Raw genomic sequence first — 13,920 nt, forward strand, 5'->3', positions numbered from 1 at the left:
GATGTCACTGCTTTCCGTCGAAGATGCGCTCGGGCGGATCCTCACCAGCGCCACGCCTCCGTCTCTGAGCGAACTGGTCGATCTGCATGACGGATCGGCGCGGGTGCTCTCCCAGGATATTCCGGCACTGGTTACGCACCCCGCCTTCGACAATTCGGCCATGGACGGCTATGCGGTTCGCCACCAGGACATCGAGACCATCGGCGCCGAGCTGACCGTCATCGGCCAGTCCGCGGCGGGCCATGGCTTCAAGGGCGATGTGAAACCCGGCGAGGCCGTGCGCATCTTCACCGGTGCGCCTGTGCCCTCCGGCGCCGATACGGTGATCATCCAGGAAGACACCGAACGCCTGCCGGGCAACCGGATCCGGACGAAGTTCGTGCCCGGCCAAGGGCGGCACATCCGGATGGCTGGTCAGGATTTTACCGCCGGCGAAGCGGCACTCTTTGCGGGCGACGTGCTCGATCCCGGACGACTGACACTTGCCGCCGGAATGAACCATTCACGCCTGCCGGTCTTCAAGCGGCCGCGGGTGGCGATCCTTGCAACCGGCGACGAACTGCTGGTGCCCGGCAGTGAGCCCGGCGCCGACCAGATCATCGCGTCGAACAGCTTCGGTGTCGCGGCGATCGCGCGTGACAACGGTGCCGATGTCATCGATCTCGGTATCGTCGGCGACGACCGCGAGGCAATCACGGCCCAGGTCGAAAGGGCGCAGGCTGCAAACATCGACGTGCTCGTCACGCTCGGCGGCGCCTCGGTCGGCGACCACGACCTTGTCCAGTCGACGCTGCTTGCCTGCGGCATGACACTCGACTTCTGGCGCATCGCCATGCGACCGGGAAAACCGTTGATGGTCGGGCAGCTCGGCGAAACGATCGTCCTCGGCCTGCCGGGAAATCCGGTTTCCAGCCTTGTGTGCAGCCTCCTGTTCCTGGAACCGCTGGTGCGCAAGCTTGCCCGTCTGCCCGATCGCGACCGACAGGCCACGGCACGTCTTGCCAGCGCGCTGCCAGCCAATGACATCCGCAAGGACTATGTGCGGGCGCGGCTCTCCCGGGACGACGGCGGCACGCTGGTTGCCCACCCCTTCTCCCGCCAGGATTCGTCGATGATGAAGGTCTTTGCGCAGTCGGACTGCCTGATCGTGCGGCCGCCATATGCCGCAGAATCGCCAGCCGGAACCGCTTGCGACATCCTGCGACTGCGTTGACCGTCGATGCGCGCTCTGTGGGTGATGTCACGGCGCCGACATGAAAACGCGGTACAAGAAAACCACTTGATCGTCGCCGAGATCGTCTGACTACGGATGAACTAGCGGACCCGCGATGATCTGGAGAAAGGTCGGGCATGCCCGGCCTTTTGCTTTTTCTCCCGAGAAGCGCTGCGTCATTTCAGATGCACAATGGGCGCTGCAACACTCGGAATTTCCGCCTGTCCAGCTGGCTCCGATGACGGAGGCAAAGAGGAGCGCTCGCCGCGCGTGGCAAAGCCGGGGCGTCGCCCCGGTCTCGCGTCCGATCGGCTGCGTCAGCCGGCCGCCTCGTCGCAGCGGTTGACGAGGATCTTGTCGATGCGGCGGGCATCCATGTCGATCACCTCGAACCGATAGCCGTGGGCAATGGCGATATCTCCCTCTTCCGGGGTCTTGCGCAGTTGCTGCACCAGGAAGCCCGCGATCGTTTCGAAGTTGCCATCGGCGTCGATGCCCTCGATGCCGATCGTCAGGTGAATTTCATCGATCGGCGTGCGGCCGTCGACGAGATAGCTGCCGTCTTCGCGTTGGCGGATCAGCGCATGCTCGATGTCGTCATAGTTCGACGGCAGGACGCCGACGATCGCTTCCAGAATATCGGCGATGGTGATGATGCCTTCGGTGCTGCCGTATTCATCGACAATCATCGCCATGTTGATGCTCGACGACTTGAAGGCCTCGAGCGCCTTCAGGCACGACGCCGTCTCCGGAAGCGTGTGGATTTCCTTGATGTACTTTCGGACATCGAACGGACCGGACGCGGGCGCGTTCAGGATCTCCTTTGCGAGGACCGCGCCAAGCACGTCGCCACTCGGCCCGTCGACCACCGGATAGCGGGAGTGGCCGAACTGGGTGATCTTGCGGCCCACCGTCTCCAGGCTGTCGTTGACGTCGATGAAGCTCACCTCGGTGCGATGCGTCATGATCGACTTCACGTTGCGGTCGCCAAGCCGGATGATCCGGCGCAACATCTCGTGTTCCGATTTTTCGATGGCACCACTTTCGACGCCTTCGGCCATGATCGCGTGGACTTCCTCCTCCGTCACATGGTCCGGATCGTCAGGACGGATGCCAAGCAGGCGCATGGCGAGCGAGGCCGCGGTCTCGAACAGATAGACGACCGGTGCTGCGATGCGCGACAGAAGGTACATCGGGCGCGCGACGAACATCGCCAGCGCCTCGGAATTCTTCAGCGCAAGCTGCTTCGGAATGAGTTCGCCGATCACTACGGACAGGAACGTGATGAGGGTTACGACGAGGACGAGCGCGACCGTGTTGCCGTAGGGATTGATCCAGGCGACCTCATCGAGCAGCGGGGCAAATTTCGCAGCGATTGTCGCGCCGCCGTAGGCGCCGGCCAGGGTGCCGACGAGCGTGATACCGACCTGTACCGTGGACAGAAACTTGCCGGGATCTTCAGCAAGGCGCAGCGCCACTTCGGCGCGGGTGTTGCCCTGTTTTGCCATCTGGCGAAGCATGGGCTTGCTTGCCGAGACGATTGCCATTTCCGAGAGAGCAAAAAATGCATTGATCAAAAGCAGGACGAAAATGACAAAAAACTCGGACATGGTCTCCAAATCACCGTTGACGAAAGCCGCGCCACAAGGCGCGACCCTTCACCAGATAAGGCCAGCCGCCGATCTGAGCAAGCGAAAGCGTTGAAAACCCTGCAATCTCTTGAACATTGACAGCGATAGGGTCCGTTTTTCTGAACAATCCCCGAACCAGGATGTCAGCTGCGGCTGCCGAGCGCTCCGCGAACACGCTCGCGTCCGATCTTGATCACATTCTCCATGGCGAGCCGCGCGGCGGCTTCGTCACGCCGTCCGATCTCTTCGACGATGCGGATGTGATTGCGGGCGACCTCGTCGATGCCGCCTTTTTCGGCAACGGGCGAGCTCAACTTGAAGACGCCGACAAGGGCCGCTTCGATCAGGCCGCCGACCGTGCGCATGAACGGATTTCCGGAGGCTTCGGCAACGGCAAGGTGAAACTTGAGGTCCGCAACGGCGAGGCTTTCGGCCGTGTGTCCGAGTTCGCCCATGGCGACTGCGAGGCGCATCATCCGACTGATTTCGGCCTCGGATGCATTGCGCGCCGCGAGGGCCGCGGCATGCGGCTCGAAGGCGAGCCGCACTTCGCTCAGGTGATAGAGGAAATCCTCATCGACACCGCACTCGAAATGCCAGGTCAGGATATCGCTGTCGAACAGGTTCCAGTCGTTGCGCGGCGTCACGCGCGTACCGATGCGCGCCCGCGGCACGACCAGTCCCTTGGCGGCCAAGGTCTTCATCGCCTCGCGCAGAACCGTTCTCGACACGCGAAAGCGCGCCGCCAGTTCCGGATCGCCCGGCAGGATCGAACCGACCGGAAACTCGCCGGAGATGATCGCCTTTCCAAGCTGGTCGACGACATGCGCGTGGCTCGTGCGTTTGCGCGAGCCGGATACCACGGTTTCCAGCAATCCCCTGCTCAATCCATCTCCTCCAGGCACTCCCCTGCCTGATTCCGACCGGCGTAGCGCGCCATAACGCCCTCACGCAAAGTCCGGGCGTTCATCACAAAACTTGCGCAAATGACTGTAGTTTGAACGATCGATTCCGGAAAGCCCCAGGGCGGCGGCAACACCGTAAACCGAGCAGCGTAGGATGCGGAAGCAACCATAACGCGATCCAGAACGACAAACCCCGCCGGATCGGCGGGGTTTGCAAATTCACGCTCGAGGCGGTGCTTACTTCGGCAGTTGGTCGTCGACGCCTTCGACGTAGAAGTTCATGCCGAGCAGCGTGCCGTCGTCCGACGACGCGCCTGCAGCCAGCCATTCGCTGCCGTCCTGCTTCTTCAGCGGGCCGGTAAAGGGCTTCAGCTCGCCCGACTTGATCTTGGCTTCGGTGTCCTCGGCCAGCTTCTTCACGTCGTCAGGCATGTTGGTATAGGGCGCCATGGTCAGGATGCCGTCCTTCAGGCCGTCCCAGCTCGACGTCGTTTCCCACTTGCCGTCGAGGAAGGCCTGCGTGCGCTTGATGTAGTAGGCGCCCCAGGTATCGACGATTGCCGTCAGCTGCGTCTCCGGGCCCGCCTTGATCATGTCGGAGGCCTGGCCGAAGGCCTTGATGCCACGCTCGGCGGCAACCTGCATCGGCGCGGTCGTGTCCGTGTGCTGGGTCAGGATATCGACGCCCTGGTCGACCAGCGCCTTGGCAGCGTCGGCTTCCTTGCCCGGGTCGAACCAGGTGTTGGCCCATACGACCTTGATCTTGAAGTCCGGGTTGACCGAGCGCGCGCCGATGACAAAGGCGTTGATGCCCATCACCACTTCCGGAATCGGGAAGGAGGCGATGTAGCCCGCGACACCCTTTTGCGACATCTTGGCGGCAATCTGGCCCTGGATGTAGCGGCCTTCATAGAAGCGGCTGTTGTAGGTCGCGACGTTCGGGGCGGTCTTGTAGCCGGTGGCGTGCTCGAACTTAACGTCCGGGAATTTCTGGGCGATCTTGACCGTCGCATCCATGAAGCCGAAGGACGTGGTGAAGATCAGGCCGCAGCCCGAACGCGCCAGACGCTCGATCGCACGCTCGGCATCCGGGCCTTCCGGCACGCTTTCGAGATACTGGGTCTCGATCTTGTCGGCGAGCGCCTTTTCCAGCTCCTGACGGCCGATGTCATGCGCCTGGGTCCAGCCGCCATCGGTCTTCGAACCGACGTAGACGAAGCAGATCTTGGCCTTTTCCTGAGCACCGGCGGTCGTGGCGAAGCCGATAACCGCCGCAGTGCTTGCGAGGGCGAGCAGTAGTTTTTTCATTTTTTGTCCTCTGTCGGTTAGAGTAAACGTCCGTCTGAAAAGCTTGATTTCACCGATCCGGCACAAACGGCTTGCCGAGCGATGCCGGCGTATTGATCAAGGTCATGCGCCGGTTGTGCGAAATGAGAATGAGTACGAGGATCGTCGCGATATAGGGGAGCGACGAGAGCAGCTGAGAGGGAATGCCGATACCGAAGGCCTGGGCATGCAGCTGGCTGATCGACACGGCGCCGAAGAGATAGCCGCCGGCGACAAGCCGCCACGGGCGCCACGAGGCGAAGACGACCAGCGCAAGCGCGATCCAGCCACGTCCAGCCGACATGTTCTCTACCCATTGCGGTGTGTAGACCAGGGACAGCTGCGCTCCGGCAAGACCCGCACACGCGCCACCGAACATGACCGCAAGATAACGCGTGCGAATGACATTGACCCCGAGGGCGTGCGCCGATGCATGGCTGTCGCCGACGGCGCGCAGCTTCAGCCCGGCGCGGCTCTTGAACAGGAACCAGTTCACGCCCGCGACGATCGCGATCGAAAGATAGAAAATAATGTCCTGATGAAACAGAAGAGGCCCGAGATACGGGATATCGGAGAGCAGCGGGATCGCAATTGGCTGCAGCTTGATGCCCTGGATACCGAGGAAGCTCTCGCCCAGCATGCCGGAGACACCGATCCCGAGCAGGGTAAGCGCAAGACCCGTCGCCACCTGGTTGGCAACCAGCGTCAGCGTCAGGAACGCGAAAAGCTGCGAGAAGAGCGCACCGCACACAACACCGGCGAGCATGCCGAGATAGGGCGAGCCGGTGAGCTGGGTGACCGCAAAAGCGGAGACCGCCCCCATGATCATCATGCCCTCGACGCCGAGATTGAGTACGCCGGAGCGCTCCGTCACCAGCTCACCGATCGCGGCGAGCACCAGCGGCGTTGCCGCGGTGATCACACTCAGGAGGATCGCTTCAACGATACCCATCAGTGGCTCCCCTCGGTTTTCGTCGCGGTCAACCGGTCGAAGACCAGCCTGATGCGGTAGTGGATGAGCGTGTCGCAGGAGAGCACGAAGAAGAGCAGCAGTCCTTGGAAGACGCGTGTCACTTTCTCGGAAACGCCGATCGAAAGCTGTGCCGCCTCGCCGCCGAGATAGGTGAGCGCCAGCACCAGCCCGGCCGCGACAATGCCGAGCGGGTTGAGGCGCCCGAGGAAGGCAACGATGATGGCGGTAAAGCCGTAACCGGGCGAAATTACCGGACGCAGCTGCTGGATGGCGCCACTGACCTCGGAAATGCCGGCGAGGCCGGCAAAGGCGCCCGAAAGCAGCATGGAGAACCAGATCATCCGCCGCGACGAGAAGCCGGCAAAGCGCCCTGCCCGCGCCGACTGGCCGAGAACGGAAATCTCGAAGCCCTTCAGCGTGTATCGCATCATGAACCAGACGAGGATTGCCGCGATGATGGCGAAGGCGAAACCCCAGTGAGTCCGCCCAGAGGCGATCATTTCCGGCAATATGGCATCAACGGCAAAGGTGCGCGTCTCGGGAAAATTCATGCCGCCGGGATTGCGCCAGGGCCCGCGCACCAGCCAGTCGAGGAAGAGCTGGGCGACATAGACAAGCATCAGGCTCGTCAGGATCTCGTTGGTGTTCATGTGCGCCTTCAAGAAGGCGGGAATGGCGGCGAAAAGCGCGCCGCCGAGCATGCCCATCAGCATCATCAACGGCAGCACCAGCGGCGACTGCCAGTCATAAAACACCACCGGCAGGATCGAGCCGGCGATCGCGCCCATGATGAACTGGCCCTCGGCGCCGATGTTCCAGTTGTTCGAACGGAAGCAGACGGAAAGCCCGACGGCGATCAGAATGAGAGGGGCCGCCTTGATCGCCAGCTCATGCAGCGACCAGACTTCGCTCAAGGGTTCAACGAAGAAGCTGTAGAGCGCCATGACAGGGTTCTTGCCGAGCAGCGCGAACATGATGCCGCCGAAGATGATCGTCAGCAGGAAGGCGATGAACGGCGACAGGATCGAAAACAGGGTCGATACCTTGGCCCGTTTTTCCAGTTCAATGCGCATGTTCGGCCCCCGTACCTTCCGTCTTGCCGTACATGCCGCCCATCAACAGGCCGATCTTCTCACGTGAAAGCTCCTGCGCCGGATAGGGATCGGAGAGCCGCCCGTCGCTGATGACGGCGATTTCCGTCGCCACTTCAAAGATCTCGTCGAGATCCTGGCTGATGACGAGCACGGCGGAACCCGCCTTGGCGAGGTCGACCAGAGCCTGGCGAATGCGGCTTGCGGCGCCCGCATCGACACCCCAGGTCGGCTGGTTGACGACCAGCACGCTCGGCTGGCGATCAAGCTCACGGCCGACGATGAACTTTTGCAGGTTGCCGCCCGACAACGAGCCCGCGGGCGGATCCTCGCCGCTCTTGCGCACGTCCATCGCTTCGGAAATGCGTTTGGCGGCGCTCGCCACCGCATCGCGCCGGATGATGTTGAGGAAGCCGCCGCCGAGAAACGCCTTGGCGTCCGATCGGCTGCGGGCGAGCACGAGATTGTCCGATAGCGGCAGCGCCGACACGGCTGCATGGCCGTGTCGCTCTTCCGGAACGAAGCCTGCGCCCATCAGCCGGCGCGCGTTGATGTTCTTGACGCCGACGCTCTTCTGCCGGATCTGCACCGCATTGTCGTCGGCGACCGGATACTCCCCGGAAAGCGCGTCGAAAAGCTCGCCCTGCCCGTTGCCGGCGACACCGGCGATCGCCAGCACCTCCCCGGCATGGACCTTCAGACAGATGTTCTTCAGCGAGACGGCAAAGGGCGTGCGCGCCGGAACCGTCAGATGGCGCGCTTCGAGCTGAACCGCGCCCTTGGTGCTGGTGCCCGCAGCGCTGACGGCCGCAACGTCGCTCCCGACCATCATGCGCGCCAGGGATGACGGGGTTTCAGCCTTCGGATCGCAGGCGCCGGTGACCTTGCCGTGGCGCAGCACCGTCGCGCGATCGCAGATGCGCTGAACTTCCTCCAGCCGATGGCTGATATAGAGTACCGAACGGCCCTCGGCCTTCAACTTGTGAAGCGTTTCGAACAGGCGATCGGCCTCCTGCGGCGTCAGCACTGAGGTCGGCTCGTCAAGGATGATAAGACGCGGGTTTTGCAGGAGCGCGCGCACGATCTCGATGCGCTGGCGTTCGCCGACCGAAAGGTCGGCGACATGCGCATGGGGGTCGAGTGGCAGGCCGTAGGCATGCGACAGCCGCGAAGCCTCGTCTGCCACCTTGGCGAGCGAAATGTTGCCATCCATCGAGAGCGCGATGTTTTCGGCAACGGTCAAAGCTTCAAACAGCGAAAAGTGCTGGAAAACCATGCCGATGCCGAGCTTGCGGGCGGCGGCCGGATTAGCGATCCTGACGCTGCGACCCTGCCAGAGGATCTCGCCTGCCGTCGGCGCAAGTACGCCGAACAACATCTTTACAAACGTCGATTTTCCGGCACCATTTTCGCCGAGAAGGGCGTGGATTTCGCCCGGTTCGATCTGCAGATCGATCCCATTGCAGGCCGCAAAGCTGCCAAACAATTTCGTCAGATTGCTCACAGCCAATAGGTGACTGTTCGCCGCTACTCCCTCAACAGGCACGCTGCCCTCTTTCCCCTCTGTTGATCCGCGTCCGCCTTAAGGCTTCGATCACGGCATCAGCAGTGTTGTTCCACTCGTTTTTCTTGTCTCGAGATCCGTATGCGCTCGACCGGCATCGGACAGCGGATAAGTCTGATTGATATTGATACGCACTTTGTTGCTTTGCACAATATCAAACAGGGAATTTGCACACGCTTCCAGCGCAGGCCGCGTGGCCACGTAACCGAAGAGTGTCGGACGCGTCGCGAAGATCGATCCCCTCTGCGCCAGGATGCCGATGCTGAAGGCATCGACCGGACCGGAGGAATTCCCGAACGAGACCCACAGGCCCCGCGGCTTCAGGCAATCGAGCGATGCCGGATAGGTGTCGCGACCGACCGAATCGTAGACGACGTCGACGCCGCGGCCATCGGTCAGTTCCTTGACGCGCGCCACGAAACTGTCCGTGCGGTAGTTGATCACGTGATCGTAGCCGTGCGCGAGCGCCAGGTCGATCTTGTCCTGCGATCCCGCGGTGCCGATCACCGTCGCGCCGAGCGCCTTCGCCCACTGGCCGGCGATCAGGCCGACGCCGCCTGCTGCCGCATGAAACAGGATCGTCGTGCCCGGACCAACTTGGTAGGTCTGGTTGAGCAGGTACTGCGCCGTCATGCCCTTCAGCATCATCGCAGCCGCGGTCTCGAGCGTGATGCCATCCGGCACCTTGACGAGTTGCGAGGCATCGACATTGCGCTCGCTGGCATAGGCGCCATCGGCGGATGCATAGGCAACGCGGTCGCCGACCGAAAACAGGCTGACCCCGTCGCCGACGGCGGTCACGATGCCGGCACCTTCCTTGCCCGGGACGAAGGGCAGGCCCGAGGCGGACTTGTAGAGACCGGTGCGGAAATAGACGTCGATGAAATTGAGGCCGATGGCCACCTGCCGGATCTGGACCTCACCGGGTCCCGGCGGCGAGAGCGTGACGCCTTCGAGTTTGAGGACCTCCGGTCCACCGAGTTCGCGTACCACAATCGCCTGCGCCATTGCCTGCTCCTAATTCCGGCCGAGATTCGGGAAAATCTGCAGCACGAAGCCAATCACATAGAGATAAATGCCCGTGACCACGAAGCCGGTCACCACCCAGGCGGGCGTCGCGAAGTGCAACAGCAAAGCGTAGATGCCAAGAGCCGACCAGGCGAAGAAAATGCCGAGATTGAGCGGCCGCAGGCGCTGGACGCGCACCGGATGGAGGAAATTGATCGGAAGGAACGTCAGGATCACCGAGACGAAGACGACGATTGAGGCCGTCAGCTCGCTTGCCTGGATGACGAACAGCGTAAAGACGATCATGTTCCAGACGACGGGAAAGCCCGAGAAGAAGTACTCGTCGGTCTTCATGCCCATGTCGGCATAGTAGATCGCGCTCGAAACGACGATCGCGCCGGCGGCAACGAAGGACCAGGGCTCGCCGATCATGCCGCTCTGATAGAGCGCAAACGCCGGCAACAGGACGTAGGTGACGTAGTCGATGACGTTGTCGAGCGTGTCGCCCGACCAGTTGGGCAGCACTTCCTTGACCCGCACCTTGCGGGCGATCGGGCCATCGATGCCGTCGACGAGCAACGCCAGCCCCAGCCACCAGAACATGTCGACGAAGCGATGCTCGGCCGCGGCCACCACACCGAGGAAGGCGAGAAACGATCCGGATGCCGTCAGGATATGCACGGAGAAGGCGCGGATCTCGGCGTAGGGAACTCGTCTGTAGTTAAAGAACTTCATCAGCGGACGACGCCTACCCCTATTGTTTTCCCCGTGCGGGCACCAAGGCCCGCCTCGACCGCTCTGCGGCGTAATTGCGCGTAATATGCACCCTTTGCAACGCATCGCCACTAAAATTCAAGCGTTGCAGCCTCTGTTCGGCCCAATGTTCTGTGGACACCTGCAAATTGCTTCTGCGCTGATTCTACCCATTTATTTCGATCTCGGCCGGGACTAGAGGTATGATCGGGTCTCGATCAGGAGACATCCAAGCGCGTGCGAAAAGGTTCGTTCACATCATGGATCACTACGATATCGCCATTATCGGCGCTGGTCTTGCCGGATCGCTTGCCGCGATCGCGCTTTCCGATGCCGGCTACCGCGTCGCACTGATCGGTCCAGAACCCTCGGTGGCGGACGGGCGCACCACGGCGCTGATGGACCAGTCGATCGAATACCTGAAGAGACTGGAGCTCTGGGAGAAGGTCGAGCCGCTGACCGCGCCGCTTGCCACCATGCGCATCCTCGACGGCACCACCCGGTTGCTGCGCGCGCCGCCGGTCAATTTTCGCGCCTCCGAGGTCGGGCTGTCGGCGTTCGGCTACAACATCCCGAATGCGCCCTTCATCGACATCCTGAGAGAGCGTGCGGAAGCGAGCCCAACACTCAGCCGCATCACGACGTCGGCGCTCGGATTCGAGCTTTCCGATACCGTCGCAACGGTCGAACTTGCCGATGGCAACCGATTGAGCGCCGATCTGCTCGTCGGCGCCGATGGTCGGCGCTCCCCCGTACGCGAGGCGGCCAAGATCGCCGCCAGCACCTGGTCCTACCCTCAGACGGCGGTCGTTCTCAATTTTGCGCACACCTTGCCGCACCAGAACATCTCGACGGAATTCCACACCGAAAGCGGGCCTTTCACCCAGGTACCCCTGCCCGGCAACCGCTCCAGCCTCGTCTGGGTGCGCACGCCGGAAGACGCCGCGCAGACGCTGTCGCTCGATCCGGCAGAACTTTCGCGCGCGGTCGAGGACCGGATGCAGTCGATCCTCGGCAAGGTGACCGTCGAGGGGGCGCCGCAATCCTTCCCGCTCTCCGGCATGACGGCACAGCGCTTCGGCAAGGGGCGCGTCGTGCTTCTCGGAGAAGCCGCCCACGCCTTCCCGCCGATTGGAGCGCAGGGTCTCAACCTCAGCCTTCGCGACGTCATGACGCTTGTCGACCTCATCGGTGCGCCGAACGGGGAACGGCTTGCCGGCGACATCGGCGGCCGTTTCGACAGCCGTCGCCGCCTCGACATTGTGAGCCGCACCGCGAGCGTCGACTTGCTCAACCGGTCGCTTCTATCCGGCTTCCTGCCGGTCCAGGCGCTGCGTGCCCTCGGCCTGCACGTGCTTTCCGCGGTCGGCCCGCTGCGCAGCCTGATGATGCGCGAGGGCGTTCACCCGGGCAGCGCCCTCAATGCGCTGAAAGAGGGCTTAAGGGAAAAGATCGGGCGGAAGAGCGCCTGAACGGATCAGATAAAGCAGGCCCGTCACGGTTGCGACCGACAGCGTCGTGGTGATCAGGATCGTCGCCGACGCCCTTTCCTGCCAGACGCCATATTGATGGCCGATGACAAAGACGTTTGTCGCCGTCGGCAGTGCCGCAAGCAGCACCGCGGTCTGAACCCAGATCGGGTCATAGTTGCCCGTCAGGCTCATCGCGACGAACATGATGATCGGGTGCAGCACGAGCTTTGCCGGCACGATATAGCCGATCTCGACCGGGATGCGCTTGATCGGCCGCAGCGCCAGCGTCACGCCCATGGCAAACAGCGCACAAGGGGCCGCGCACTGGGCGAGATAGTCAATCAACCGCTGCGCCGGCACCGGCGGCTGCACCGAAAAGAAGGCGGCAACCACGCCGGCAAGCGTCGCCAGGATGAACGGGTGCAGGATGATCTTGCGGGCGACACTTGCGGCCAGCACGTGCGGCTTTTCCTGCCGGCCACCCGCAATCGCCATCATCGCAGGGGCCACGGCGAAATGCGCCGCGTTCTCGAAGCTGAAGATCAATGCGACCGGCACGGCAGCAGCATCGCCCAGCGCCAGCAGCGCGAGGCCGGGGCCCATGTAGCCGATATTGCCATAGGCCGCGCCAAAGCCCTGAATGGTCGATTCGGCGATGGAGTTGCGCCTGACATAAACGCCGACGAGGAAGATCAGCGAAAACACGATATAGGTCGCGCCGACCGTCGTCAGGATGAAATCGGCCCGCGCCAGCTGCTCGATCGGGGTGCGTGAGACGAGCTTGAAGAACAGGGACGGCAGGGCAAGATAGATGATGAAGGTGTTGAGCCACCCCATCGCCTCGCCCGGATGATGGACGAATTTCGCGGTCAGGTAACCGAGAAAGATCAGGCCGAAGAACGGCAGCACCAGGCCCGCGATTTCCGTCATGTCATTTCCCCGTCCCAGTCACTCATCGCTTCAGCCGCACCGACGCCGAAGAACGGCGACACGCCTAACGCATGAACCATGCCACGCATTAGGCTATTCCAGACGAAAAGTGATTCCGGTTTACGAGGGAATGCCCTAGCCGATTTTCATCAGGATCGGGAAGGTCTGCTGGAACCAGATGGCGACGGAACTGATGAAACCGAACAGAAAGGCGAGGCCAGCAACGACGAGCAAGCCTCCCATCAGCTTCTCGATCAGGCCGAGATGACGGCGGAAGCGGAAGAGGAAACGCATGAAGGAGCCGGAAAAGGCAGCGGCGATCCAGAACGGTACGGCGAGGCCCAGCGAATAGATGGCAAGCAGCATGGCGCCGTCGCCGACCGTATCGCGCGCCGCGGCAACGCCAAGGATGGTGCCGAGCACCGGGCCGATGCAGGGCGTCCAGCCGAAGGCAAAGGCAAGTCCCATGATGTAGGCGCCCGACAGCGTCGCCGGCTTGCCAGCACCCTGGAAACGCGCTTCGCGCGCCAGGAGCCCGATCTTGAAGACGCCGAGGAAATGCAGCCCCATGATGATGATGATCACGCCGCCGATGCGCGACAAGAGATCCATATGCTGCCGGAGCAACAGTCCGATCGAAGACGCCCCTGCCCCGAGTGCCACGAAAACGGTGGCAAAACCGAGCGTGAACAACAATGCCGCCGGCAGCACCGCGCGCCTGGTGCTGCCGATCGTTGCCGCATCACCGCTGCGGAACTGATCGACCGAGACGCCCGCCATGTAGCACAGATAGGGCGGCACAAGGGGCAGGACGCAGGGCGAAAGGAAAGAGAGCGCGCCGGCAAGAACGGCGGTCCAAATGGAAATATCGGCAATCGACAACGGCAAGAACTCCGGCATGCGGCATGTGGGCTATCCCTTAACCGCGGCATCTCCACGATACCAATCACCTTTTGGCGATCACGAAACCATGCACCCTTTGTTCGGGAAAATCACAATTTTTCGGTTGACCGGCGGGAAACACGCGTGCATATGTCCGCCCACTTCCGCCGGG

12 protein-coding genes are annotated in these 13,920 nt (G+C 62.4%); 2 read left to right on the forward strand and 10 right to left on the reverse strand.

Annotated elements, in window-relative coordinates; all coding sequences use genetic code 11:
- Position 1: 1 nt before the first annotated feature.
- The gene (gene glp, locus VGO12_RS03115; RefSeq protein WP_327511272.1) at positions 2-1,213 is read left to right on the forward strand and encodes a gephyrin-like molybdotransferase Glp; all 1,212 of its coding nucleotides are present in this window, start codon (positions 2-4) and stop codon (positions 1,211-1,213) included.
- A gap of 317 nt (positions 1,214-1,530) precedes the next feature.
- On the opposite strand, the gene VGO12_RS03120 is transcribed toward glp, so the two are convergent.
- The 8 genes from VGO12_RS03120 to pcsA form a co-directional block, all read right to left on the reverse strand.
- Entirely contained in the window at positions 1,531-2,823 is a 1,293-nt protein-coding gene (locus VGO12_RS03120) for a hemolysin family protein (RefSeq protein ID WP_327511273.1), read from the reverse strand.
- Positions 2,824-2,987: 164 nt separating this feature from the next.
- The gene (locus VGO12_RS03125) at positions 2,988-3,731 is read right to left on the reverse strand and encodes a FadR/GntR family transcriptional regulator (RefSeq protein ID WP_327511274.1); all 744 of its coding nucleotides are present in this window, start codon (positions 3,729-3,731) and stop codon (positions 2,988-2,990) included.
- 255 nt (positions 3,732-3,986) lie between these two features.
- Complete coding sequence (locus VGO12_RS03130) at positions 3,987-5,057, reverse strand: BMP family ABC transporter substrate-binding protein (RefSeq protein WP_327511275.1); 1,071 nt, start codon at positions 5,055-5,057, stop codon at positions 3,987-3,989.
- 49 nt (positions 5,058-5,106) lie between these two features.
- On the reverse strand, positions 5,107-6,027 hold the full coding sequence (locus VGO12_RS03135; RefSeq protein ID WP_327511276.1) for an ABC transporter permease: 921 nt from the start codon (positions 6,025-6,027) through the stop codon (positions 5,107-5,109).
- Positions 6,027-7,121, reverse strand: a complete 1,095-nt coding sequence (locus tag VGO12_RS03140) for an ABC transporter permease (RefSeq protein WP_327511277.1) — start codon at positions 7,119-7,121, stop codon at positions 6,027-6,029. Before VGO12_RS03140 ends, VGO12_RS03135 begins: the two co-directional genes overlap by 1 nt.
- On the reverse strand, positions 7,111-8,685 hold the full coding sequence (locus tag VGO12_RS03145; RefSeq protein WP_327511278.1) for an ABC transporter ATP-binding protein: 1,575 nt from the start codon (positions 8,683-8,685) through the stop codon (positions 7,111-7,113). Before VGO12_RS03145 ends, VGO12_RS03140 begins: the two co-directional genes overlap by 11 nt.
- A 48-nt stretch (positions 8,686-8,733) precedes the next feature.
- On the reverse strand, positions 8,734-9,711 hold the full coding sequence (locus VGO12_RS03150; RefSeq protein WP_327511279.1) for a quinone oxidoreductase: 978 nt from the start codon (positions 9,709-9,711) through the stop codon (positions 8,734-8,736).
- Positions 9,712-9,720: 9 nt separating this feature from the next.
- Positions 9,721-10,446, reverse strand: coding sequence for a phosphatidylcholine synthase (pcsA, locus tag VGO12_RS03155; RefSeq protein WP_327511280.1), 726 nt, complete (start codon positions 10,444-10,446; stop codon positions 9,721-9,723).
- 278 nt (positions 10,447-10,724) lie between these two features.
- On the opposite strand from pcsA, the gene VGO12_RS03160 reads away from it, so the two are divergent.
- Positions 10,725-11,936: a UbiH/UbiF family hydroxylase gene (locus VGO12_RS03160; RefSeq protein WP_327511281.1), complete on the forward strand. Its 1,212-nt coding sequence runs from the start codon at positions 10,725-10,727 to the stop codon at positions 11,934-11,936.
- On the opposite strand, the gene VGO12_RS03165 is transcribed toward VGO12_RS03160, so the two are convergent.
- Both VGO12_RS03165 and VGO12_RS03170 read right to left on the reverse strand, forming a co-directional pair.
- A complete protein-coding gene (locus VGO12_RS03165) occupies positions 11,904-12,866 on the reverse strand; it encodes an AEC family transporter (RefSeq protein WP_327511282.1) in 963 nt (320 codons plus the stop codon). The two genes, VGO12_RS03160 and VGO12_RS03165, sit on opposite strands and share 33 nt — an antisense overlap.
- Before the next feature lie 135 nt (positions 12,867-13,001).
- On the reverse strand, positions 13,002-13,748 hold the full coding sequence (locus VGO12_RS03170) for a cytochrome c biogenesis CcdA family protein (protein WP_327511363.1): 747 nt from the start codon (positions 13,746-13,748) through the stop codon (positions 13,002-13,004).
- Positions 13,749-13,920: the final 172 nt, after the last annotated feature.

It is taken from the genome of Ensifer sp. (assembly GCF_035999135.1).
Lineage (GTDB): Bacteria > Pseudomonadota > Alphaproteobacteria > Rhizobiales > Rhizobiaceae > Ensifer.

Excerpts from the sequence above, each read along its gene's own strand:
- glp (WP_327511272.1), top strand. The coding sequence starts at position 2 with ATGTCACTGCTTTCCGTCGAAGATGCGCTCGGGCGGATCCTCACCAGC.
- pcsA (WP_327511280.1), bottom strand. The coding sequence starts at position 10,446 with ATGAAGTTCTTTAACTACAGACGAGTTCCCTACGCCGAGATCCGCGCC.
- VGO12_RS03120 (WP_327511273.1), bottom strand. The coding sequence starts at position 2,823 with ATGTCCGAGTTTTTTGTCATTTTCGTCCTGCTTTTGATCAATGCATTT.
- VGO12_RS03130 (WP_327511275.1), bottom strand. The coding sequence starts at position 5,057 with ATGAAAAAACTACTGCTCGCCCTCGCAAGCACTGCGGCGGTTATCGGC.
- VGO12_RS03165 (WP_327511282.1), bottom strand. The coding sequence starts at position 12,866 with ATGACGGAAATCGCGGGCCTGGTGCTGCCGTTCTTCGGCCTGATCTTT.
- VGO12_RS03135 (WP_327511276.1), bottom strand. The coding sequence starts at position 6,027 with ATGGGTATCGTTGAAGCGATCCTCCTGAGTGTGATCACCGCGGCAACG.
- VGO12_RS03140 (WP_327511277.1), bottom strand. The coding sequence starts at position 7,121 with ATGCGCATTGAACTGGAAAAACGGGCCAAGGTATCGACCCTGTTTTCG.
- VGO12_RS03150 (WP_327511279.1), bottom strand. The coding sequence starts at position 9,711 with ATGGCGCAGGCGATTGTGGTACGCGAACTCGGTGGACCGGAGGTCCTC.
- VGO12_RS03160 (WP_327511281.1), top strand. The coding sequence starts at position 10,725 with ATGGATCACTACGATATCGCCATTATCGGCGCTGGTCTTGCCGGATCG.